Source organism: Segnochrobactrum spirostomi (genome assembly GCF_009600605.1).
GTDB classification, from domain to species: domain Bacteria; phylum Pseudomonadota; class Alphaproteobacteria; order Rhizobiales; family Segnochrobactraceae; genus Segnochrobactrum; species Segnochrobactrum spirostomi.
In genome coordinates, this window is record NZ_VWNA01000003.1 from 31,959 (window position 1) to 56,192 (window position 24,234).

15 protein-coding genes and 1 pseudogene are annotated in these 24,234 nt (G+C 67.9%); 10 read left to right on the plus strand and 6 right to left on the minus strand.

Features of this window, described 5'->3' with window-relative positions; genetic code table 11:
* The first annotated feature begins 306 nt into the window (after positions 1-306).
* The 3 genes and pseudogenes from F0357_RS20510 (at position 307) to glgB (ending at position 8,987) form a co-directional block, all read left to right on the plus strand.
* On the plus strand, positions 307-3,468 hold the full coding sequence (locus F0357_RS20510; RefSeq protein ID WP_312861764.1) for a maltotransferase domain-containing protein: 3,162 nt from the start codon (positions 307-309) through the stop codon (positions 3,466-3,468).
* A gap of 2 nt (positions 3,469-3,470) precedes the next feature.
* Positions 3,471-6,794, plus strand: a complete 3,324-nt coding sequence (gene treS / locus F0357_RS20515; protein WP_153488995.1) for a maltose alpha-D-glucosyltransferase — start codon at positions 3,471-3,473, stop codon at positions 6,792-6,794.
* Positions 6,794-8,987: pseudogene (gene glgB / locus F0357_RS20520) on the plus strand (1,4-alpha-glucan branching protein GlgB). Before treS ends, glgB begins: the two are co-directional and overlap by 1 nt.
* Before the next feature lie 19 nt (positions 8,988-9,006).
* Here the strand turns inward: glgB and F0357_RS20525 are convergent.
* Together F0357_RS20525 and F0357_RS20530 are read right to left on the minus strand one after the other, a co-directional pair.
* A complete protein-coding gene (locus F0357_RS20525; protein ID WP_153488997.1) occupies positions 9,007-9,525 on the minus strand; it encodes an SH3 domain-containing protein in 519 nt (172 codons plus the stop codon).
* Positions 9,526-9,605: 80 nt separating this feature from the next.
* Positions 9,606-11,726 carry a sigma-54-dependent Fis family transcriptional regulator gene (locus tag F0357_RS20530; RefSeq protein ID WP_153489000.1) on the minus strand — a complete coding sequence of 707 codons (2,121 nt, stop codon included), beginning with the start codon at positions 11,724-11,726 and terminating at the stop codon, positions 9,606-9,608.
* Between the two features lie 288 nt (positions 11,727-12,014).
* Here F0357_RS20530 and F0357_RS20535 point away from each other — a divergent pair, with 288 nt between their 5' ends.
* The 6 genes from F0357_RS20535 to F0357_RS20560 all read left to right on the plus strand — a co-directional run bounded on the left by F0357_RS20535 (position 12,015) and on the right by F0357_RS20560 (position 18,288).
* Positions 12,015-13,052: an ATP-NAD kinase family protein gene (locus F0357_RS20535; protein WP_153489002.1), complete on the plus strand. Its 1,038-nt coding sequence runs from the start codon at positions 12,015-12,017 to the stop codon at positions 13,050-13,052.
* A gap of 24 nt (positions 13,053-13,076) precedes the next feature.
* A complete protein-coding gene (locus F0357_RS20540; RefSeq protein ID WP_153489005.1) occupies positions 13,077-14,060 on the plus strand; it encodes a thiamine pyrophosphate-dependent dehydrogenase E1 component subunit alpha in 984 nt (327 codons plus the stop codon).
* A 66-nt stretch (positions 14,061-14,126) separates the two neighbouring features.
* Positions 14,127-15,149: an alpha-ketoacid dehydrogenase subunit beta gene (locus F0357_RS20545; protein WP_153489009.1), complete on the plus strand. Its 1,023-nt coding sequence runs from the start codon at positions 14,127-14,129 to the stop codon at positions 15,147-15,149.
* Positions 15,150-15,160: 11 nt separating this feature from the next.
* On the plus strand, positions 15,161-16,276 hold the full coding sequence (locus F0357_RS20550) for an acetoin dehydrogenase dihydrolipoyllysine-residue acetyltransferase subunit (protein WP_153489012.1): 1,116 nt from the start codon (positions 15,161-15,163) through the stop codon (positions 16,274-16,276).
* 72 nt (positions 16,277-16,348) lie between these two features.
* The gene (locus F0357_RS20555; RefSeq protein ID WP_153489015.1) at positions 16,349-17,134 is read left to right on the plus strand and encodes a glucose 1-dehydrogenase; all 786 of its coding nucleotides are present in this window, start codon (positions 16,349-16,351) and stop codon (positions 17,132-17,134) included.
* An 80-nt stretch (positions 17,135-17,214) separates the two neighbouring features.
* Positions 17,215-18,288: a 2,3-butanediol dehydrogenase gene (locus tag F0357_RS20560; RefSeq protein ID WP_153489017.1), complete on the plus strand. Its 1,074-nt coding sequence runs from the start codon at positions 17,215-17,217 to the stop codon at positions 18,286-18,288.
* A 54-nt stretch (positions 18,289-18,342) separates the two neighbouring features.
* Here F0357_RS20560 and F0357_RS20565 read toward each other — a convergent pair whose 3' ends face one another.
* The 4 genes from F0357_RS20565 to F0357_RS20580 form a co-directional block, all read right to left on the minus strand.
* Positions 18,343-18,990, minus strand: coding sequence for a phosphoribosyltransferase family protein (locus F0357_RS20565; protein ID WP_153489020.1), 648 nt, complete (start codon positions 18,988-18,990; stop codon positions 18,343-18,345).
* A 151-nt stretch (positions 18,991-19,141) separates the two neighbouring features.
* On the minus strand, positions 19,142-19,810 hold the full coding sequence (locus F0357_RS20570) for an energy-coupling factor transporter transmembrane component T family protein (RefSeq protein ID WP_153489024.1): 669 nt from the start codon (positions 19,808-19,810) through the stop codon (positions 19,142-19,144).
* A complete protein-coding gene (locus F0357_RS20575) occupies positions 19,810-21,351 on the minus strand; it encodes an ABC transporter ATP-binding protein (RefSeq protein WP_312861765.1) in 1,542 nt (513 codons plus the stop codon). Before F0357_RS20575 ends, F0357_RS20570 begins: the two co-directional genes overlap by 1 nt.
* A 33-nt stretch (positions 21,352-21,384) precedes the next feature.
* Complete coding sequence (locus F0357_RS20580) at positions 21,385-21,957, minus strand: aminotriazole resistance protein (protein ID WP_153489027.1); 573 nt, start codon at positions 21,955-21,957, stop codon at positions 21,385-21,387.
* A gap of 350 nt (positions 21,958-22,307) precedes the next feature.
* On the opposite strand from F0357_RS20580, the gene F0357_RS20585 reads away from it, so the two are divergent.
* Positions 22,308-24,209 (plus strand): proline racemase family protein, encoded by a 1,902-nt coding sequence (locus F0357_RS20585; protein WP_153489038.1) that lies wholly within the window; start codon positions 22,308-22,310, stop codon positions 24,207-24,209.
* Positions 24,210-24,234: the final 25 nt, after the last annotated feature.

Consider the following 24,234-nt stretch of genomic DNA (forward strand, 5'->3'; position numbering starts at 1 on the left):
GAGGCCCTGGGGATTCCCCGGTTAACGGCCCGTAAACCATAAATCCCCGTATGCGCTCAAATGATGACCGCCCGCCGCGGCCGTCGTCGCCGTTCCCCCTTGCATGCGAAGCGGAACCCGAGCCCCTCTTTCACGTTGAACCCAGCATGAACTCCCAGTTCGGAATCGCGAAATCCAGCGATCCGTGCGCCTCATCGCCGGATGATACGTATGGTGTACGACGACCAGCGAAATATCCTCTCGACTTATACGAGCGGCATCAGCGATATGCCGCGCGGATCGGCCGGATATACACGCTTATATTATGTGACACCGTTCTTTCTTGGTGTCACCGGCGGGCCCGAGCGTCTGCTCGACCATTGCGCTGCGATGGATTTCGACGCGCTGGTGCTCGCCTCGCCGTTCCGCCCGGGCCCGACGGGCGAACTCTTTCTGATCGGGGACGTCGAGCGGGCGCACCCGGCCCTCGGCGACCATTCCTCCGAAGACGTTCTGGGGCGCCTCAGCGCAGCGGCGCACGAGCGCGGCCTCGGTTTACTCCTCGACATCGCTTTCGACCGAGTCGCAGACGGCCCCTGGGCAGTCCTACTCGGCGCGCAAGCGTCACGACGTGACGGCGATGCGACGGACCCGCGACTGCCGCCGGAGACCCGCGCCGCCGTGGCGATTGCCTGGGAGCGGCCTGAGACCGCGGCGATCGTCGCCGATTGGGTGGCGGCCCTCGGCCGCACCGGGCTCGTGGGCCTCGTGCTCCGCGGAACCGGCGCCATGCAGGGCGAGGCGATCGGAACGCTCGCAGCCACGGTCCGCGACTGGGCCGGCCATCCGACCCTGCTCGCCTGGGAAGGGACGGATGGCGCTCTTCCTCATCGGGGTCTCGTCGATGCCATCCTGCGTCCTGTCGGGCGCGTTGGCGCCGCTCCTCGCCGCAACGATCGCGATCCTCGCGTCCTCTATTATCCCGAGGCGCCGTTCGGCCCCCGCGTGGTCCAGGATCTGATGCCGAGCGAGGTGGCGGAACGCAAAGCGCGCCACGCACTGCGCCTTGCGGCCGCCCTCGGTGACGGTTTGCTCATCCCGGCCGGCTTCGAGTTCGGCGAACGCCGCCCGCTTTCCACCGTGCGGTACAATCCCGTGCGCCGTTCGGACATCGACCTCACGCGGGACATCGCGGCGATCAACAGGCTCGTCGCGGCGGAGGGTGCTCCCAGCCAGGAGGCGGTGCGTCTCAGCGCCCCCGACAGCGCGATCGCGGCGCTGCTGCGGACCGACGATACACAAGCGCGGCTCGTCCTCGCCAACACCGCGCTCGACCGCGCCGCCGAAATCGCCGCGGTGGCGTTCACCCGCGAGGCCGGCGCCTACGGGCCGTTCCGCGATCTCGAAAGCCCGGAACGGATCATCGCGGCGGAAGACCGCGTGCGCCTCGCGCCCGGCGAGGTATTGCTTCTTGAAGGCCGCGCGACGGCCCCGATCACGGCGCCGTCCGGCCCCTCCGCCGACATCGCCGCTCAATCGCCGCGCGTCGCGATCGAGAACGTCACCCCCGTCGCGAGCGGACCTTTTCCGGTGCGGCGCGTCGTCGGCGACGTGGTGCGGGTCGAGGCCGACATCGTCGTCGACGGCCACGGTCTCCTGTCGGCCGCGCTGCTCTGGCGGCCGGCCGACGAGAACCGCTGGCGCGAGGTGCCGATGCGGCTCCAGGCGAACGACCGCTGGAGGGCCGACTTTCCCCTCGAACGCCTCGGGCGCCACGTCTTCACCATCGAGGCCTGGCCGGACGTCTTCGCGACCTTCCGATCGGAGATCGACAAGAAGCACGCGGCCGGCATGCCGATCCCGCTCGAGCTCGAGGAAGGCCGGCGCCTGATCGCCGAGCGCGCCGAGGCGGCCGAGCATCTCGACACGCCAGAGCCTCACGAAACCCTGACCACCCTCCTCGACCGGTTCGCCGCGGCCGACGAGTCCGGGCGGCTCGCACTTCTCCTCGCGCCGGAAACGGCGCGCGCGATGGCGGAGGCGGATCCGCGCAGTTTCCGCAACCGGGTCGATCCGCCCTTCTTCGTCGATGCCGAGCGCCGCACCGCCGCATTCGCGAGCTGGTACGAGCTCTTTCCCCGCTCGGCGAGCGGCGATGCCGACCGCCACGGCACCTTCGACGACGTGATCGCCCGCCTTCCGGCGATCCGCGACATGGGCTTCGACGTCCTCTACTTCCCGCCGATCCATCCGATCGGGCGGACGAACCGCAAGGGGCGCAACAATGCGCTGAAGGCCGGGCCGAACGATCCCGGTAGCCCGTACGCCATCGGCTCCAACGAGGGCGGTCACGACGCCCTCCACCCCGAACTCGGCGGCTTCGACGCCTTCCACCGGCTGATCCAGGCCGCGAAGGGATACGGCATCGAGATCGCGATCGATTTCGCCATCCAATGTTCGCCCGACCATCCGTGGCTGAAAGAACACCCGGAATGGTTCGATTGGCGGCCGGACGGGACGATCCGCTATGCGGAGAACCCGCCGAAGAAATACGAGGACATCGTCAACGTCGATTTCTATGCGCCGGGCGCCGTGCCGGGCTTGTGGAACGCGCTGCGCGACATCGTCCTGTTCTGGATCGGCCACGGCATCCGCCTGTTCCGCGTCGACAACCCGCACACCAAGCCGCTGCCGTTCTGGGCCTGGATGATCGCCGACGTGCGCGGGCGCCATCCCGACGTCGTCTTCCTCGCCGAGGCGTTCACCCGGCCAAAGCTGATGTATCGCCTCGCCGAGGTCGGGTTCTCCCAGAGCTACACCTACTTCACGTGGCGCAACACGAAGGCGGAGCTCACCGATTATATCGAGGAGCTGACGACGACGGCGCCGAAGGAGTTCTTCCGGCCCCACTTCTTCGTCAACACGCCGGACATCAATCCCGACTTCCTGCAGGACGCGCCGCGCCCGGCCTTCCTCATCCGCGCAGCCCTCGCGGCGACCCTATCGGGCCTCTGGGGCGTCTATAACGGGTTCGAACTCTGCGAGGGACGGCCGGACCGCACCCGCAAGGAATATCTCGACAGCGAGAAATACGAGATCCGCGCCTGGGACTGGGACCGGCCCGGCAACATCGTTGCCGAGATCACTCGCCTGAACGCCATCCGCGAGGCGAACCCGGCGCTGCATTCCCATCTCGGCACGACGTTCCTGGAGGCCTCCGGCGACAAGATCCTGTGGTTCGAGCGCGCCACGCCGGAGCGCGATAACGTCCTCTACGTCGCGATCTGCCTCGACCCGACCGATCCGCAGGAGGCCGACGTCGAGCTGCCGCTCTGGCGCTGGAAGCGGCCGGACCACGGATCGCTCGCCATCGAAGACGCCATGAGCGGCGCCCGTTTCACGGTGCGCGGCAAGTACCAGCACATCCGTCTCGACCCGACCGCCTATCCCTTCTTCATCTGGCGCGTCGTCGGACCCAAGGACCTTTGAGCATGCTTCAGAAGGCCGAAGAGCGCCGCAAGTCGACTGCTCGCAAAGCGAAGCAGACACTGCCCGACGATCCGTCGTGGTATCGCGACGCCATCATCTACCAGCTTCACATCAAGTCGTTCTACGACGCCAACGGCGACGGCATCGGCGACTTCGCAGGCCTGAACGAAAAACTCGATTATATCGCGAGCCTCGGCGTCAATGCGGTGTGGCTGCTGCCGTTCTATCCCTCGCCGCGCAAGGACGACGGCTACGACATCGCCGAATATCGCGACGTCCATCCCGATTACGGGACACTCGCCGATCTGCGCCATTTCGTGCGCGCCGCCCACGAGCGCGGCCTGCGCGTCATCACCGAACTCGTCATCAACCACACCTCGGACCAGCATCCCTGGTTCCAGAAGGCGCGGCGCGCCAAGCCCGGCTCCAATGCCCGGGATTTCTATGTCTGGTCCGACACCGACCAGCGCTATCTCGACACCCGCATCATCTTCGTCGACACCGAGAAATCGAACTGGACCTGGGATCCGGTCGCCAACGCCTACTTCTGGCACCGCTTCTATTCCCACCAGCCCGACCTCAACTTCGACAATCCACAAGTCCTCAAGGCCGTACTGAGCGTGATGCGGTTCTGGCTCGACATCGGCGTCGACGGGCTGCGACTCGACGCGATCCCCTATCTCGTCGAGCGCGAGGGCACCAACAACGAGAACCTGCCCGAGACCCACACGGTTCTGAAGAAGATCCGCGCCACCCTCGACGCCGAATACAAAAACCGCATGCTGCTGGCCGAGGCCAATCAGTGGCCGGAGGACACGCAGGAATATTTCGGCCAGGGCGACGAATGCCACATGGCCTTCCACTTTCCGCTGATGCCACGCATGTACATGGCGATCGCGCGGGAGGACCGATTTCCCGTGACCGACATCATGAAGCAGACGCCGGATATCCCGGACGGCTGTCAGTGGGCGATCTTTCTGCGCAATCACGACGAGCTCACCCTCGAGATGGTGACCGACGCAGAGCGGGACTATCTCTGGAAATTCTACGCCGCCGACCGCCGCGCCCGGATCAATCTCGGCATCCGCCGTCGTCTCGCACCGCTCCTCGAGCGCGACCGTCGCCGCATCGAGCTGATGAACGGGCTGCTGCTCTCGATGCCCGGCACGCCGGTACTCTATTACGGCGACGAGATCGGCATGGGTGACAACATCTATCTCGGCGACCGCGACGGGGTGCGCACGCCGATGCAATGGTCGGCCGATCGCAACGGCGGCTTCTCTCGGGCCGATCCGGTGCGCATGGTGCTGCCGCCGATCATGGGGCCGCTCTATGGCTACGACAGCGTCAACGTCGAGGCGCAGGCGAGCGACCCGCATTCGCTGCTGAACTGGATGCGGCGGATGCTCTTCCTGCGGCGCAACCATCAGGCTTTCGGCCGCGGCTCCCTGCGCTTCCTTTATCCCACCAATCGCCGCGTGCTCGCCTATCTGCGCGAATATGAGGACGAGAAGATCCTCTGCGTCGCCAACCTGTCGCGCTCGCCGCAGGCGGTCGAGCTCGACCTCTCCGCCTTCGACGGCATGGTGCCGGTGGAGATGACCGGACCGTCGGCGTTCCCGCCGATCGGCCGGCTGACCTACCTCCTCACCCTGCCGCCCTACGGTTTCTATTGGTTCGAGCTGAAGGCCGATACGGACGCGCCGTCCTGGCGGCAGGCGCCGCCGGAGCAGATGCCGGACCTGACCACCCTCGTGCTGCGCCGCGACATCCGCGAGATCCTGAGTGGGGACATCGCGAAGCTGGTCGCTCGCGACATTCTCCCCGCTTATCTCTCGCGGCGCCGCTGGTTCGCCGCCAAGAACGAGGCGATCGAGGACACACGGATCGCCTATGCCGAGCCTCTCCCCGGTGCCGCCGATGTGCTGATCGGCGAGACGGAGGTCGGGGTCGGCGGAAGAAAGGAACGCTACCTGCTGCCGCTCGGCATCGCCTGGGACGAGCAGACCTCCTCGCCGCTGCCGCAACAGCTCGCTCTCGCCCGCGTCCGGCGCGGCCGGCGCGTCGGATTCCTCACGGACGCCTTCGCGGTGGAGCCGTTCGCACGCGCCGTCCTGGACGGCCTCAAGACCCGGCTGGCGATCGAGACCGCCGACGGCACGGTGCGCTTCGAACCGACGCCGGCCTTCGAGACCATCAAGGATTATGCCTCCGCCGGGATCAATTGGCTCTCGGCCGAGCAATCGAACTCCTCGCTGCTCGTCGAGCAGATCGCCATGGTGAAGCTCGTCCGCCGCGTTTCCGGCGGCATCCATCCCGAAGCCGAGATGACGCGCCACCTGACCGCAATCGGGTACGACCACACTGCATCGCTCCTGGGTGAGGTGGTGCGCACCGCCGCCGACGGCACGCCGCAGACGCTGATGATCATCCAGAGCGTCATCCGCAACCAGGGCGATGCCTGGACGTGGGTACTCGACAATCTGCGGCGCACGCTCGAAGAGGCGGTCCTCGCCGGTGAGGGCGATCATGAACACGACGGCGTGTTCGCGTCCCTCGAGGCGTTCTTTCGCAAGCTCGGCAAGCGGCTCGGGGAATTGCACGCCGCGCTCGCTCTGCCGAGCGACGACCCCGACTTCGCGCCAGAGGAAGCGGATGCCGGGACCGTGGAGCGCTGGGGCTCCTCCGTCCGCGCCCAGATGGAGGCGGCGTTCGATGCCCTCGCGGCCAACCGCGACGCCATCGATACGAACTGCCACGGGATGATCGATGCGCTTCAGGGGAAGCGCCAGGCGCTGTTGTCCCGGATCGGCAAGCTCGCCGAGACGGGTCGCGGGGCGGCGCTCACCCGCGTCCACGGCGATTTCCACCTCGGCCAGGTGTTGGTGGCGCAGGGCGACGCCTTCATCATCGACTTCGAAGGCGAGCCGGCCCGCCCCGTCGCCGAGCGCCGCCGCAAGGAAACGCCGCTCAAAGACGTCGCGGGCCTGCTCCGCTCGATCGATTATGCCGCCGCCTCGTTCACCGGCGCGGCCCCGACGGCCGACAGCAACGAACCGGCGACCCACCTCGGCCAGGCCGAGCGGCAGAAGGCGTTGCTCGCCCATTTCCGCGACTGCGCGGCAGGCCGCTTCCTGCGCGGCTATGAGGCGGGCGGCGGCGTCCACCCGGCCCGCAGCCCGCTGCTCGATCTGATGCTTCTCGAAAAGGCCGCCTACGAGATCGCCTACGAAGCGTCCAACCGTCCGAAATGGCTGCCGGTGCCGTTGCGCGGGCTTGCGACGCTCGTCGAACGGATCACCAGCCCCGAAAGGCAGACCCGCTGATGGATGCTCTCGATCCCGCTCTCGGCCTCGATCCGGCCGCCCTCGAAGCGCTCGCGCAGGGGCGCCACGGCGACCCGTTCGCCGTGCTCGGTCCCCATATGGTGGACGGCACCCGCGTCGTCCGTGCCATCGCGCCCGGCGCGAACGGCATCGAAATCGTCGCCGCGGAAGACGGTGCGGCGCTCGGACGGCTCGCCCGCGTCCATCCTGCGGGCATTTTCGCCGGCCGGGTCGGGCCAAGCCCTTACCGGCTGCGCATCCTCTGGGACGAGACCATCCAGGAGACGGAGGACCCCTACGCCTTCGGCATGCTGCTCGGTCCGCTCGACCTCCATCTGATTTCGCAGGGAACGCATTACGAACTCGGACAATGTCTCGGCGCCCGGCCCATGAGCATCGACGGTGTCCGGGGCGTCCGCTTCGCCGTGTGGGCCCCAACGCCCGTCGCGTCTCCGTCGTCGGCGACTTCAATACCTGGGACGGCCGGCGCCATCCGATGCGGCTGCGCCAAGAGGCGGGCGTCTGGGAGCTCTTCGTGCCCCGCCTCGGCCCCGGCGAGCGGTACAAGTTCGAATTGATCGCGCCCGACGGCGCGCTGCTGCCGCAAAAGGCGGACCCGGTCGCCCGCGCGAGCGAGGCGGCGCCCGCGACGGCCTCGATCGTCGCACCGGCCGAGCCGTTCCCCTGGACCGACGAAGGCTGGATGACGGACCGTCCACGCCGCCAGGGGCTCGACCAGCCGATGGCGATCTACGAGGTCCACGCCGGCTCGTGGTTCCGCGCCGAAGACGGCGGCTTCCTCAACTGGAACGCCCTCGGCGACCGCCTCATCCCTTATGTCCGCGACATGGGCTTCACCCATCTCGAGCTGATGCCGATCATGGAGCATCCGTTCGGCGGCTCTTGGGGCTATCAGCCGCTCGGCCTCTTCGCGCCGACCGGCCGCTTCGGCCCGCCGGACGATTTCGCGGCGTTCGTCGATCGCTGCCACGCCGCCGAGATCGGCGTGATCCTCGATTGGGTGCCGGCGCATTTTCCGACCGACGTCTTCGGTCTCGCCCGCTTCGACGGCACCGCGCTCTACGAGCACGAAGACCCGCGCGAAGGCTTCCACCAGGACTGGAACACCCTGATCTACAATCTCGGCCGCAACGAAGTGCGCGGCTTTCTCATCGCGAGCGCCTTCGAATGGCTGGAGCGCTACCATGTCGACGGCATCCGCGTCGACGCGGTCGCCTCGATGCTTTACCGCGACTACAGCCGCGCCGCGGACGCTTGGATTCCGAACGTGTACGGCGGGCGGGAGAACCTCGAGGCCATCGAGTTCTTCAAGCACCTGAACTCGATGATCCCGGAGCGCTGCCCCGGCGCCCTGACCATCGCCGAGGAATCGACCGCCTGGCCCAAGGTGACGGCGCCGGTGAGCGAAGGCGGGCTCGGCTTCACGCTCAAATGGAACATGGGCTGGATGCACGACACGCTCGGCTACATGGAGCTCGATCCGATCTTTCGGCGCTGGCACCACCACGCCCTCACCTTCGGCATGATCTACGCTTATTCCGAACATTTCGTGCTGCCGCTGTCCCACGACGAAGTCGTCTACGGGAAGGGCTCGCTGATCCGCAAGATGCCGGGGGACGACTGGCAGAAGTTCGCCAACCTGCGCGCCTATCTGAGCTTCATGTGGAGCTTCCCGGGCCGCAAGCTGATCTTCATGGGCGGCGAGATCGCCCAATGGGCGGAGTGGAACCACGACTCGGCGATCCACTGGGATCTCTTGGACAAGCCTGCGCACAAGGGGTTCAGCGCGCGCTGCGCGACCTCAACCGCGTCTATCGGCGGGAGCGTGCCCTGCACGCGCGCGACGATGCCCCGGACGGCTTCGATTGGGTCGTCGCCGACGATGCCGACGCCTCGGTCTACGCCTTCCTGCGCTCGGCACCTGACGGCGCACCGGTACTCGTCGTCGCCAACATGACGCCGCTGCCCCGCCAGGGCTACCGGATCGGCGTGCCGCAAGGCGGATGGTGGGAGGAAATCTTCAATTCCGATGCCGAGATCTATGGCGGCTCGAACCTCGGCAACGGCGGTGGCGCCGAGGCGCGCGAGGCCGAACGTCACGGCCACCCGTTCAGCGTGGACCTGACTCTGCCACCGCTCGCGACCATCATGCTGCGGCTGAAAGGCGGCTAGCGCGAAGACAAAGGGCGATTTACGGGCCCCCGCCCCAGCCACCCGGGCCACCCGGGCCACCGCCACCGCCACCCCAGCCCCCTGGACCGCCACCGCCCCAACCGCCCGGTCCGGCCGGCCCTCCACCCGGACCGGGGCCGCCTCCATATTGCCAGAGGTTGCCGAACCAGGGCTGGCCGGCATAGTAGGCGTTCCAATAAGGCCCGATTTCAAACGTCACGATCGGGAGGCCGACGACAGCGGCGAAGCCCGGCACCGGAGCCTGCGTGTTCTGATAAGCGAGCCGCAGATAGCGCTGGGCCATCCAACCGCGGCTCGGTCCCCAGGAGACGTCGCACCAGGCGTAGCCGGCGGTGCATCCGTACATCGTAACTGGGCTGCCCGCCGGCACGAGTGCGACCGGCGGGAATTGTGTCCCCGGCCCCGCCCGAAGGTTCACGTTCGCGACGACGAAGCCGGGCGCATCGGCCCAGGACGGGAGGGCCGAAGCCGACGTCGCGATGACCAGGATGATCCCGCCGATCCAGTCTTTCCTCAACGCCCTCTCCTCGCGGCACGCAACACATGCACGCTGAACGCAGAGCGAGGGCGTCTACTACGCCGCGGTGCGAAGAGGCGTCATCCGCCGGACATCCGGTCTGGAGGCGTCTCAATGGGCTGTCGGATCGGCCCCGCCGAACCGCGGGGGATGATGCCGAGGCGCCGCATGCGGCGATGAACAGTGGTGCGATCGAGGCCGAGATCGCGCGCAGTCGCCGAGACATTCCACCGCCGCGCCGTGAGAGACTGGATCAGCATCGCCCGCTCGGCACGAAGGTCCTCGCCCCATCGCTCCGATCTGCGGGGTGACGGCTGCTCGAACCCCGCACCCGGACCTGCGGCGCCGGGGTCGGTCGGGCCCGACGGATGGAACGGCAGTACAGCCGGAGCCGGAGCCGCCCCGGCGAGCGCCGCGCGGGCTGTCGGACGCGGCGAGAGCCGATGGCCCGCAAGGATGCCGTCAGGTAGGTCGTCGACCCGGATCACGCCGTCCGTCGCGACGGCGCAGGCATAATCGAGGGCGTTGACGAGTTCGCGGATGTTGCCGGGCCAGGAATGGTCGCCGAGAACGCCGACGGCGGCGGGCGACAAGGCGACGTCCCGCCCGGCGAGGCGCGCCCGCTCCGTGGCGAGCCGCCCGACCAGCCACTCGAAATCGGCTCGCTCGCGCAAGGGCGGCAGTTCGAACACCGCGCCGCTCAGGCGGAAGTAGAGGTCCTCGCGGAAGCGCCCCGCCTTCACCGCCTCGACCAGATCGCGGTGTGTCGCGGCGATCACGCGGATGTTGACCGGAACGGGACGGGACCGGCCGAGCGGGGTCACCTCGCGCTCCGCCAGCACCCGCAACAGCCGCGTCTGAAGGCCGAGCGGCATGTCGCCGATCTCGTCGAGGAACAGCGTGCCGCCTTCGGCCTCGAGCACCAAGCCCTTCTTGCCGCGGGCAGCCGCCCCGGTGAAGGCACCCGGCTCGTAGCCGAACAATTCCCCCTCGATGAGGGATTCCGGCAGGGCGGCGCAGTTCACTGCCACGAACGGCTTGGCGGCGCGGGCGCTCGCGGCATGGATCGCCTTGGCGAGGTGTTCCTTGCCGGTGCCCGTCTCGCCGCAGATGAGCAGGCTCATCTGGGTGTTGACGAGTTTCGCGGCGCGGCCGACGACCCGCGCCATCGCCGCATCCCCGCGATGGAGGGCCTGAAGCGGCTTCGGCAGGTCCGGCATCGCCGCGCCCGCCGGCGCGAGGACGGAGCGGCTCGGCGGCGGCAGGGCCTGTGCGAACAGCGGCGTTCCGCTCACCGCAAGCTTGAGCATCCGCTGACCCGCGGGGCGGGCGGGGCTGAAGCGGGGCAGTTCGTCGATATCGATCTCGAAGAATTCCGAGAGCCGCCGCCCGACGAGGGGCCGGCCGAGCCCAGAGGCCGGCCGTCGCTCCAGCTCCCGGATCATCAGCCGCCGCGCCTGATTGTTGAAGCCGAGGATGCGTTCCGATCCGTCGACCGCCAGCACATAGGTCGGATCGACGTCGGCGAACTCGGGCGAAGCCGACAGCTTCAGGATCCAATCATGCCGGAAGCGATTGAGCAGGTTCGCGATCTCGATCTTGTGGGCGAACGACTTGACGAGCTGGAGCGCGAGGAACTGGCTTTCCTTCGGCTCCGGCGAGCGAAGGGCGGAGATGTCGAGGATCGCGGCGAGGTCGCCCTCGGGCCCGTAGACCGGCGCGGCGGTGCAGGTCAGCGGGATGTGGGTGGCATCGAAATGATCGCTCTGATGCACCACAAGCGCCTCGCCGGTGGCGATGCAGGTGCCGACGGCGCAGGTGCCGGCGTTCGGCTCGTTCCAATCGGCCCCGAGATAGAGCCCGGCCCGCATCAGGTTGTTGTCGAAGGTCGGATCGCCGATGAAATCGACGGTGATGCCCTTGGCGTCGGTGAGGAGCAGCACGTAGCCGAGACCGGCCACCTCCCGGTAGAGCGTCTCGACGCCGAAGCGGGCGGTGTGGAGAAATTCATCCATCGCGTCCTGATGCTCGCGCAGCAGTGAACGCGACACGATGCACGGCTCGCGCAAGACTTCCGGGTCGAGCCGGTGCTCGCTCATGCAGCGCCGCCAGGATTGCTCGATGACACTATCGCGGCGGGTGGCACGGCCGGTCGCGGCCCGCACCAACTCGTCGATGTGTGCGGCCTGTTCCTCACGCATGGACGATCCTCCCGAGACCGTTCTTGTTTTGCCGGAGTGTCGCGCCGAACCGGCCCCTCCGCAAGCCCGCTTCCCTTCACGCCGCCGCGCGAACGGCCCACAGCCTGCGCCACAGGGGGCGCCACAGGTGTGGCGTCTGGCTGCGACACCTGTGGCGCGACCGCCGCACCCGGACACGGCCGGCGTCCATAAAATTCTTTTATATCACAATTGCTTAGTCTCTCGACCACGTTTGGCACCCGGCTTGCTGAAAGAGGGGAGCGCTTCACGCAGGACGAAAGGACGCCTATGCCGCCCCGGATCGGACTGGTCGCCAACCCGATCTCCGCCCGCGATATCCGGCGGGTCGTCGCGGCGGCGAGCAGCCTTCAGATCACCGACCGCGCCAACATCGTGCTGCGGGCACTCGCCGCCCTCGCCGCCTGCGGCATCGAGGAAGTCGTGATGATGCCGGAGCGCGGCGGCATCGGCGGCCACGTTATCCGCGGCATGGAGCGGGCCGGCCGGAGCGGCGACGGGCGTTTCCCTCGCCTGCGCTTCCTCGACATGCCGGTCGCCGGAACCGCCGACGACAGCCGCCGCGCCGCGCGGATGATGGCGGCCGAGGGCGTCGGGGCGATCGTCGTGCTCGGCGGTGACGGCACCCATCGCGCCGTCGTCGCCGAATGCGGCGCGGTGCCGATCGCCGGGATCTCCACCGGGACCAACAACGCCTTTCCGGACCATCGCGAGCCGACCATCACCGGCCTTGCCGCCGGCCTTGCACTGACGGGCGGCGTTCCGGCGGACGTCGCCTTCGCCGACAACAAGATCATCGAAGTGCGGGTCGACGACGGCGCCCCGGAGATCGCGCTCGTCGATGTGGCGATCGTGACCGACCGCTTCGTGGGCGCCCGCGCGCTGTGGCGCACCGAGACCTTCCGCGAGCTCTACGTCACCTTCGCCGACCCGGAGGTGATCGGCATGGCGGCCATCGCCGGCCTCGTCGAACCCGTCGGGCGGCGCGAGAGCGGCGGCCTGATGCTCGCCCTCGCCCCCGCCGACCTCGCCTCGACGGTGGTGCGGGCGCCGATCGCGCCGGGGCTCGTCGTTCCGGTCGGCGTCGAAACCGCAAACCGCATGCCTGCGGGCCGGGTCTTCAGCCCCAAATTGCCGGCCGGGGCGATCGCGCTCGACGGCGAGCGCGAGGTCTTCTTCGACCCTCACCAGTCCGTGTCGATCACCCTCGTCGACCGGGCGTTCCGCACCATCGACGTCGGCGCGGTGATGCGCTTCGCCGGCGCCCACGGACTCATGCGCGAACGGCCGCTCGTCGCCATCCCATAACCAAAAACGGAGGAAACCGAGACCATGACCAACAATCCCTTCCCCCTCAGCAAGGAAGACCTCCTCAAGGCCTATCGTACGATGCGCACCATCCGCGATTTCGAGGAGCGGCTGCACATCGAGTTCGCGAAAGGCGACATTCCCGGCTTCGTGCACCTCTATGCCGGCGAGGAAGCCTGCGCGACCGGCATCATGATGCACCTCAACGACATCGACCGGATCGCCTCGACCCATCGCGGGCACGGCCACTGCATCGCCAAGGGCGTCTCCGTCCACGAGATGATGGGCGAGATCTACGGCAAGGCGACCGGCTCCTGCCGCGGCAAGGGCGGCTCCATGCACATCGCCGATCTGTCGAAGGGCATGATGGGCGCGAACGGCATCCTCGGCGCCGGCGCACCGCTCATTTGCGGCGCCGGGCTCGCGGCCAAGTTCCGCGGCGACGGCGGCGTCGGCATCACCTTCTTCGGCGACGGCGCCTCCAACCAGGGCACTGTGCTCGAGAGCATGAACCTCGCGGCGATCTGGAACCTGCCGGTCATCTTCGTGGTCGAGAACAACGGCTATGCGGAATCGACCTCCGTGGACTACGCGACCGGCGTCGATTCCTACGTCGATCGCGCCTCCGGCTTCGGCCTGCCGGGCGTCACCGTCGACGGCACGGACTTCTTCGCCGTCTACGAGGCCGCGGGCGAGATCATCCGCCGTGCCCGGGACGGCGGCGGCCCGGCCTTGCTCGAATGCAAGATGATCCGCTTCTTCGGCCACTTCGAGGGCGACGCCCAGACCTACAAGGCCAAGGGCGAAAACGACTTCAACCGCGAGAACCGCGACTGCCTGAAGCTCTTCGCCGCCCGCGTCACCGGCGCCGGCGTGGTCAGCGACGCCGAGATCGCGCTCATCGACCGCGAAGTGGCCACCCTCATCGACGATGCCGTCGCCGGGGCCAAGGCCGCTCCGCTGCCCCAGGCCCGCGATCTGACGACCGACGTCTACGTCTCCTATTGAGCCGCCGGCCGACCGACGACGACAGACCCAACAAAATCAAAACGACAACGACAGCGGAGGACAATCATGGCCCGCAAGATCAGTTTCAAGCAGGCGATCAACGAGGCGCTCGACCTCGAGATGCGCCGCGACCCGACCGTCATCCTCATCGGTGAGGACATCGTCGGCGGTGCCGGAGCGCCCGGCGAGGTGGATGCCTGGGGCGGTGTGCTCGGCGTCACCAAGGGGCTCCACGCCAAGCACGGCAACCGTTTGCTCGACACGCCCCTCTCGGAGTCCGCCTATATCGGCGCAGCGGTCGGCGCCGCCGCCTGCGGCATGCGCCCGGTCGCGGAATTGATGTTCCTCGATTTCATGGGCGTCTGCTTCGACCAGATCCTCAACCAAGCCGCCAAGTTCAAATATATGTTCGGCGGCAAGGCGAAGACGCCGGTCGTCATCCGCGCCATGGTCGGCGCCGGCTTCCGCGCCGCCGCCCAGCATTCGCAGATGCTGACACCGCTCTTCACCCATATTCCGGGCCTCAAGGTGGTCTGTCCCTCGAACGCCTATGACGCCAAGGGCCTCCTCATCCAGGCGATCCGCGACGACGATCCGGTGATCTTCTGCGAACACAAAAACCTCTACGGCACCGAGGCCGACGTGCCGGAGGAATCCTACGCCATCCCGTTCGGCGAGGCGAACGTGGCGCGGGACGGCAAGGACGTGACGATCGTCAGCTACGGCCTGACGCTGAACCGAGCCCTCGCCGCCGCCGAAGACCTCGCCCGCAAGGACCGCATCGAAGCCGACGTGATCGATCTGCGCACCCTCTCCCCGATCGATTGGGACACGGTGATCGAGAGCGTCGAGGCGACCGGCCGGCTCGTCGTCGTCGACGAGGCCAACCCGCGCTGCTCGATCGCCAGCGACGTCGCGGCCTATGTCGCGCAGCACGCCTTCGGCGCCCTCAAGGCCGCGCCGCAGATGGTCACTGCGCCCCATACGCCGGTGCCGTTCTCGCCGGTGCTCGAAGACCTCTACATCCCCTCGGTCGACGCCATCAAAGCCGCCGTCGGCAAGACCACCGCCCGCGCGCTCGCGGCCTGAAGGAGACCCGAATGAACGCGCACATCAAACCGATCGTCATGCCCAAGTGGGGTCTGTCGATGTCGGAGGGCAAGGTCACCGGCTGGCTCAAGCCAGCCGGTGCGGCAATCGCGATCGGCGACGAGATCGTCGAAGTCGAGACCGACAAGATCGCCGGCGTGGTCGAAGCCGGCGACGCCGGAACGCTGCGCCGGATTCTCGGCACGCCCGGCACGGTTTATCCGGTGAAGGCCCTGATCGGCGTGATCGCCGACGAGACCGTCCCGGACACCGAGATCGACGCCTTCGTCGCCGGCTACGCCACCCCGGAGGAGGACGGCGAAGCGGACGAGGAGGCCGCGCCGCGTACAGAGTTCATCGAAACCAAGGCGGGACGGCTGCGCTTTGCCAAGCGCGGCAACGGCGAGCGCACCATCGTGCTCGTCCACGGCTTCGGCGGCGATCTCGACAATTGGCTGTTCAACATCGACGCGCTCGCCGCCCACGGCACCGTCTACGCGCTCGATCTGCCCGGTCACGGCCAATCGGAGAAGCGGATCGCCGAGCCCGGTCTCGCCTTCCTGTCCGACGCGCTCATCGGTTTCCTCGATGCCGTCGGCGTCGCCAAGGCCGACCTCGTCGGCCATTCGATGGGCGGCGCGATCGCCATCCGCACCGCGCTCGACCATCCCGAGCGCGTCGGCTCGCTCACACTGATCGCCTCGGCCGGCCTCGGGCCCGAGATCGACGGGGACTATATCGGCGGCTTCGTGTCGGGGAGTTCGCGGCGCGATCTCAAACCCGTGCTGGAGCGGCTGTTCCACGATCCGGCGACCGTCACCCGTCAACTCGTCGACGACATGCTGAAATATAAGCGGATCGACGGGGTCGAGGAGGCGCTCAAAGGTCTCGCCGACGCGCTCTTTCCGGACGGCCGGCAGGCCGCCGTCCTCGCCCGGGATCTCGCGGCGACCCGAGTGCCCGTGCTCGCGATCTGGGGCGAGGGCGATCAGATCGTCCCGGCCGCCCACGCCAGCGCCCTCAACGGCCGCGCCCGCGCGGAGATCCTGCCCGCCGCGGGGCACATGGTCCAGATGGAAAAGGCCAACCGGGTCAACGAGCTGATCGCCGCCCATCTCGCCGGCTGACGCGCGTCTTCAGTCTTAGAATCCCACCATGACGACCGGTGCGCCCTCGGGGCCACCGGCGAAGGAGACCTCATGCCCGATCTGCGCAACAAGACCATCGTCATCACCGGCGCGGCCGGCGGCATCGGCGCGGCCATCGCCCGTGCCCTCGGCGCCGACGGCGCCCATATCGTCGCCGCGGACATCTCGCTCGACGCCGCGAGCAAGGTCGCCGACGAGATCAAGGCCGCCGGAGGCTCGGCCGCCGCGGTCGCGGTCGACGTCCGCGACCGCGCCTCGATCCGGGCGATGCTGGAGCACGCCGTCGCCACCTTCGGCCGCCTCGACGTGCTGTTCAACAATGCCGGCATCGCCCAGACCCGCCCGTTCCTGGAGATCACGGAGGAAGACTGGCACCGCGTCACCGACGTCAACGCCCTCGGCGTGCTGATCGGGATGCAGGAGGCGATCAAGATCTTCCGCCGCCAGGGCGGCGGCGGCAAGCTCATCAACACCGCCTCGATCGCCGGCAAGCAGGGCTACGAGCCGCTCGCCCATTATTGCGCGAGCAAGTTCGCCGTGGTGGCGATGACCCAGGCGGCGGCACGGGCCTTCGGCAAGGAGGGCATCACCGCGAACGCCTTCTGCCCGGGCGTGGTGGCGACCGGCATGTGGAAGACGATCGACCAGGGCTTCCGCGATAGCGGGCTGACGAACCGCGAGAACGAGGCGTTCGACACCTTCGCCGCCGGCGCGGTGCTCGGCCGCCCGTCGCGGCCCGACGACCTCGTCGGCGTCGCCCGCTTCCTCGCCTCGGCCGATTCCGACTTCATGACCGGCCAGTCGCTGCTCGTCGACGGCGGCATGGTCTTCGTCTGACCCCGCGAGGCGGGGACAGATGTTCCCCGCCGCTCCCCTCCCCGTCTCCCTCACCTGTTCCAGTCCGAGGAGTTCTCCCCATGAAGGCGGCCCGTTTCCACGGCAAACGCGATGTCCGCGTCGAGGATATCGCCGCACCGGATCCGACCCGGCTCGGCCCCCGCGATGTGCTCGTGAAGAACCGCTTCTGCGGCATCTGCGGCACCGACCTCCACGAATATGCCGCGGGCCCGATCTTCATCCCGACCACGCCGCACCCCTATACCGGCGCGCACCTGCCCCAGATCCTCGGCCACGAATATGGCGGGACGGTCGTGGCGGTCGGCGGCGAGGTCCGCGACGTCGCGCCCGGCGACAAGGTCTCGATCCAGCCGCTGGTGTCGCCGCGTGACGATCATTTCGGCCGCCGCGGCCTCTATCAGCTGAGCGACAAGCTCGGCATCATCGGGCTGATGTGGCCCTGGGGCGGCATGGCCGAATATTCGATCGTCAACGATTACAACGTCTTCAGGATGCCGGAGACGGTCAGCGACGAGCAGGCCGCCCTGATCGAGCCGACCGCGGTCGTGGTCTATGCGGCCGAGCGCGGCGGCGTGCGGCCCGGCTCCTCGGTGCTGGTGACGGGCGCCGGCCCGATCGGCCAATTGCAGATCCTGGCGGCGCGCGCCGCCGGCGCGAGCACGATCTTCCTCTCCGACACCAACGACAACCGTCTGGCGCTCGCCCGCAAGGTGCTGCCGGACGTCATTCCGCTCAATCCGAAGCGGGACAATGTCGTCGAGGCGATCCGCGACCAGACCGAAGGCCACGCCGGCGCCGATGTCGCCCTCGAATGCGTCGGAGCCGAAGCGGCGCTTGCGACCTGCATCGACGCCGTGCGGCGGCAGGGCGTCGTGGTCCAGGTGGGGCTCCACGTCGGCAAGCCGGCGCTCGACGCCTTCGCCGTGACCTTCAAGGACATCGATGTGCGCGGCTCGTGGTGCTATTCGACCCAGATGTGGCCCCGCGTCGCCTCGATGATCGGCGGTGGCATCCTGCCCGCCGAGAAGGTCGTGACGCGCCGCATCAAGCTCGCCGATGTCGTTTCAGAAGGTTTCGAGCGGCTCCTCAGTCCGGCCGGCGAAGACCTGAAGATCCTCATCGACCTCGCCTGACCGGCACAGCAAGGACGAGGCCCGGCGCGCCCAGCCGGGCCTTCGAGACCGGCGTCAGAGGAACGTCTCCGGAATCGGCGACCACCGGCCGTGGTCGTCGGGGGCGAATTGCGGGATGTGGGCGAGGCTCACGAGCTTCGTCTGGTCCTCGCCGAGCACCACCTGCCAATCGCGGGCCTCGGTGAGGATGACGCCCGAGCCGACGACGTCGGCACCGGCCGCCCGCACGAGATCGAGCGCGCCCTTGAGGCTCGAGCCGGACGCGACGACGTCGTCGACCACCACGACGCGCTTGCCGGCGAGGAGCGGCACGGCGCGGCGGTCGAGCAGGAGACGCTGCTCGCCTTTCGACGTGATGGACGAAATCGTCTGAACCAGGGCATCGCCGAGGTGGATCTTCGGCGATTTCTGCAGGATCACATAGTGATCGAGCCCAAGCGCCCGCGTGACCTCGATCGCCACCGGGATGCCGAGGGTCGCGGTGCCCACAACGATGTCGGGTTTCAGCGGTGCAAGCTTCTCGGCAAGCTTGCGCCCGACATGCTCACCGAAGCGGACGCCGAGATCGATCACCATCATCAGCGAGATGGCGAAATCGGGTTTGATCGCGACGATCGGCAGGTCCACCGGGAAGCCTGCGACGTCGACGTGCCACGAGGCACCGGTGAAGATGTCGTGCGGTGCAGGGGCGGCAGTCGTCATCGAGAACTCTCCTTTGCGGTGCGATCAATCCGGCGGATCGACCTACAATGTCTGGTGCTTCATTCAGAGCCTCGAGCAAAATGTTCGTGCCCAAGGCCTCTCGTGCGTCCTGCTTCGGCGTCTCCACCGCCGGCGGGACGAAAGCGGCTCGCTACGAGCCCGGCCGGCGCATCCGTGGCTCGACCATCAAGCCGACCTCCCGCCACGTGGTCCGTTTGCGCCCCGTATCGAACCCGTAGATCGCCAAGGCGATCGAGATCGCGTGCGCCATCCGCACGGCCTGCACGAGGAGCGGCACGCCCCGCGCCAGCGCGAAACGCAACTTGGTGACGAACCCGACGTCGTCGACCTCCATGCCCCGGGCGCGCTGCGCGTCGGCGATCCGCTCGAAATCGTCGCGCAGCATCGGGATGATGCCGAACGTCAAGGCGAGCACCAGCGTCGCGACAGGAGGGAGCCGCGCCGCACTTGCCGCCGCCAGGATGGAACCGGGCGAACTCGTTTCCATGACGAAGAAGAAGGCTGCCGTGGTGGTCACCAACCGAGCCGCCATGGCAACCGCAACCGGTACCGCCGCAAAGAACGAATGTCCCTGCAGCACGAGGTTGACGAGCCAGCTCGCCACGACGAGGCAGACGAGCAAACCGGCGCCCTTGAGATATCCCGCCAGGTTCGGCACCCGGATGAGCGCCATGACGCCGAGGACGGCGACCGCCAGAGGGACGCCATAGCGCCAATCCGGGGCGATCCAGGCAAACACCATCACGAGTGTCGCCAAAGCGAGCTTCAGGAAGAAGTTGATTTCGCTGATCCGGGTCATCACGCCCCTTCCCGCTCGGCTGCGCCGAGGCCCGGCCCGCCATCCGCGTACGATCCTTCGACCGCCGGGGCCGGCCAGCCGAGCGCGCGGAAGGCCGGGCTCGACCACCCCGCCTCGACGGCCCCGTCGAACGCGATCCGGCCCTCCGCGAGCACGAGGATGCGCGAGGCGACGTCGTCGACGAGATCGAGATCGTGGGAGATCAGCATGACGCCGCGGCCGGCGCGCGCCATGGTTTCGAGGAACAGGTCGAGCATTCGCCGCCCTTCGAGATCGCGCGCGAGCAAGGGCTCGTCGAGGATCGCGACGTCGGCGCCCGCCGCGTCGGCGCAGGCGAGCCCAAGCAGCGCCTGCTGGCGCGCGGACAGCGCAAATGGGTTCGTCTCCGCCAGGGGGCCGAGACCATATTTCTCCAGCATCGCCAGCGCACGGGCGAGGATGTCCGGGTCGCGGCTCGCAGCGGTCGAGGCAGTCAGGGCGAACACGACCTCCTCCCGCGCGCTCATGTTGAAGAGGACGCGGCGCATGTTCTGCGGCAGATAGGCGACCTTGCGCGCCCGACGCGCCGCGGTCCAATCGCCGGCGGCCTGTCCGTCGATGGCGATCGTGCCTGCGGAAATCGGCGACAGCCCCAGGATCGACTGAAACAGGGTGGTTTTGCCTGCCCCGTTACGCCCGATCAGAGCGACGACCTCGCCGGCGCGGACCTCAAAGCCCACATCGTCGAGCACCGGGCGCCCATCGGCCCGCTTCAGCCGGGTGCGCAACCCGGAGACTGCGAGCAACGACCGACCGATTGTGGCCGCGAAGCGCTTGCGCAGACCACGACGTGGCGGGACGATACCAGCCTCCAGCCAACAGATATCGTCGGCCAGGGCGGCGCTGGTCGGCTCGGCGGGCGTGAGCCGCCCCGCCCGCAGCAGGGCGACCCGATCGATCACGGCGCTGAGCGACACGGCATCTTGCTCGGCGACGAGCATGGCGCCGATCTCGCGACCGCGCCGCCCGAGCGCACCGGCGAGGCGGCTGCGGGCGGACGGATCGAGCCCGGTCGTGGGCTCGTCGAGCACGAGAAGCGAAGGATGGGGAGCGAGCGCAGCGGCAATCGCCACCATGCGCCGCTCGCCGCCCGAGAGCGTGAGCACCCGGCGGCCGGCCAATGGCCAGAGTTCCATCTCATCGAGAAGGCTGGTCAGCCGCGCGCGGATCTCCGCCTTCGCAACGCCGCGGTTCTCCAGCGGAAAGGCGATGAGATCCTCGACCTCAAGGTCCCAGAGCTGGTCTTCGACATTCTGGGCGACGATGCCGATCCTGGTGAACAGCGCATCCTTGCTCAAAGTCGCGATCGGCACGCCATCGAGCGACACCGTGCCGGCGAAATGGGGAACGGCGATCAGACGCGGGATGAGCCCGCACGCCGCCTGCATCAAGGTCGTCTTGCCGCTAGACGCGGCGCCGCACAGAAGCAGGCGCTCACCCGCCTCGACCTCGAAGTAAATGTCGGAGACCACCGGATTCGGGCCGCCGAATCCGATGGTCACGTCCTCTAGCCTCAGCACGGGGTCCGCCGGTCCTCAGAAGCGTTCGAAGCCGGCAGGATGCGCGCTCTTCAAAATCTTCAGCGCGGGAATGACGAGGAGCGGCGTGCCGACGATCATCGGAACGATATCCGACAGGCCGAGATAAAGCACCGCCCACCAATAGGGAAAGATGCCGAGGAAGGCGAGGCTCGCCGACACGCACGCCACCATCACCAGGCCAACGACGAGGCAGATCGCTGCAATCTTGATCAGCGCGGTCCGGTCGAGAGGGGATTTGGTGGGATTGACGAGCAGGCCCGGCACGAGCCCGGTCAGGCCGACCATGATGCCGTCCACGATGAGGGAGTGGGCCGGGATGAAGGTTCCGGCGAGCAGCGACCACACGATCGTGCCGAGATAGCCGCAGATGAAGCCGCTGCGCCAGCCGAGCAGAATGCCGATCAGCGGCGGCAGAAAGGCGAAGATGCGCCACTGGATGACGCCGGGGACGAGCTGGATCGGGTTCGCATAAGCCCACAGAACGCCCGTGGCGGCTCCGGCCACGATGGAGAGAACGATCGGGAAGAGCGAATTGCCTTCGCTGCGCGAAAGACTGGCCGGCGGCATGGAAGCATCCCCTTTGGTGTTTGATGGCAGTCCATACGCAAAAGTCGTGCCGCTTTAGGATCACGAAGCGCTCGCCCGATCGCACGATCGGCCGCGGCCCAAGTGGAACGCGACCATTTCTCGCGAATAAGTAGCGACGCGCTATTTCCGCGAGCGTATCCCGCCCTGGCGACAGCGAAATTACCGCCGTCGGTCTTCCGCGCCGAACCGCTGACCTCGCGACGTCGTGGTCGCGTCCCACGCAGCGGGCGCGGTGCATTTGCTACCTGCGCGCGATTGACTCGTTCAATAAATCTACATACGGTCTGCATGTACAAAAAAACGATATCCGTTCTAGAGGTTCTTCCCCCGTGGAGCAGGACGAGCGCCGCAAGCCCTACTCGATCGGCCACGTGACCAAGGTCACGGGGGTGAACGCCTCGACGCTTCGCTCGTGGGAGCAGCAGGGACTCATCGACCCGTCCAAGGCGGAAAGCGGACGACGGACCTTCGGCGACGACGACATCCGCAAGATCCAGGAGATAGACCGCCTGCGCCGGATGTACGGCTACAGCCTCGCCGGCATCAAACGGGCCCTCGCGGAACAGAACACTACGGCCGCCGCCGAAGGCGCGGACGCCGCGCTTCCCAATGCGGACGAGCCGCGGATGGAGCAGATCGGCGCTCGGGTCCGGTCGCTGCGGCTCGCCGCCGGACTCAGCCTGCGTCAGGTCGCCGAAAAGACGGGCCTCGCCGCCTCGCATCTCAGCATGTTCGAGCGGGGCGTCGCCTTTCCCTCCCCGTCTCGCCTGAACGCGATCGCGCAGCTCTTCAATCAGACCCTCGCCGATCTCCTCGGCGGCACCAGCACCTCCGGTCAGGCCATCATCCGCAAGGGCCGCGGCCGCATCGTCGGATCGTTCGGGCCGGGCGTCACCGTCGAACAGCTCACGGTGAGCGAGGAGCTGATGGACTGCGAGGTATGGACGCTCGCGCAGGGCGCCGAGAGCGAAGGCTTCTATGCCCACGAAGGCCAGGAGCTCATCTACGTCCTCGAAGGGGCGTTCGAGCTCGCCCTCGACGGTGGTGACGTCGAGGTGCTGGGGGCCGGCGACAGCGCCTACTTCAACAGCACGCGGCAGCATCGCTGGCGCAACGCGGCCGCCGGGCCGACGACCCTGTTGTGGATCAACACCGACGTAAAGCGCCTCGCCTCCCTCGAAGGGGCCGGATTTGCACGCGCCTTGAAGCTCGGCGGCCCCGTCGGCAGCGGTCTCGGCGAGGCCGCCTTCGCCCTCGAACTGCCCGAGGGCAGCCGCACCTATCGCGTGGTCGACCTCCACACCGCCGGACACCCGACCCGGGTGATGCTCGAACCGCTCGACGGCCTCGACGGGGAGAGCGTGGCGGAGAAGCGCGAGAGCTTCCGCGCGAAGCACGATCACCTGCGCACACTGCTGCTCCATGAACCGCGCGGCCACGCCGCCACCTTCGGCCTCATCCCCGTGACGTCCGCGCGGGCCGATTTCGGCGCGATCTTCGTATCATCCTATAAATATCTCGATATGTGCGCCCATGGCACGATCGGCTACGCGCGCGCCCTCGATGCGCTCGGCCGGCTCGGCGGACGCTCGTCGTTCAGCCTCGAGGTGCCGGCCGGCATCGTCGACGTTCACCTCGGCCGCCATGGCTCGGCGCGCAATGTCAGTATCGACAACGTCGCCTCCTATGTCGCGATCGCGGAGCTGCCGCTCGACGAGATCCGACCCGGATATAAGGCTGCGATCGCCTATGGCGGCGGCTGGTACGCGAACGTCGATGCCGGCGCGCTCGGGATCCCGATCCAGGACGACGACGTGGCCGAACTCATGGAGCTGGGGGCCCGCATCAAGGCGCAGATCAACGCGGCTTTGAAGGCGCGCGGCGGACCGGTCGCGGAGATCGACAGCACGCTGTTCTACGAGGAGCGCGACGGGCGCAGCCGCCAGCTCGTCGTGCTTGAACGCAACAAATACGACCGTTCGCCGTGCGGCACCGGCATGAGCGCCCGCATGGCCGAACTCGCCCTGAAAGGACGCCTCAAGCCGGGCCAGCTCCACGTCGTGGAGAACGTCCTCGGCGTGCCGTTCCTCGGCGAGGTCCTGAAGGAGACGACGGTCGCCGGACAGCCGGCGATCCTGCCGCAAATCACCGGCAGCGCGAGCCTGAGCGCGTTCTCGACCTTGATCGTCGAAGCCGACGATCCGCTGCCGAACGGCTTTCTCTGCCGCTGACGCCCGGTCCGACGGACCCGGCGCC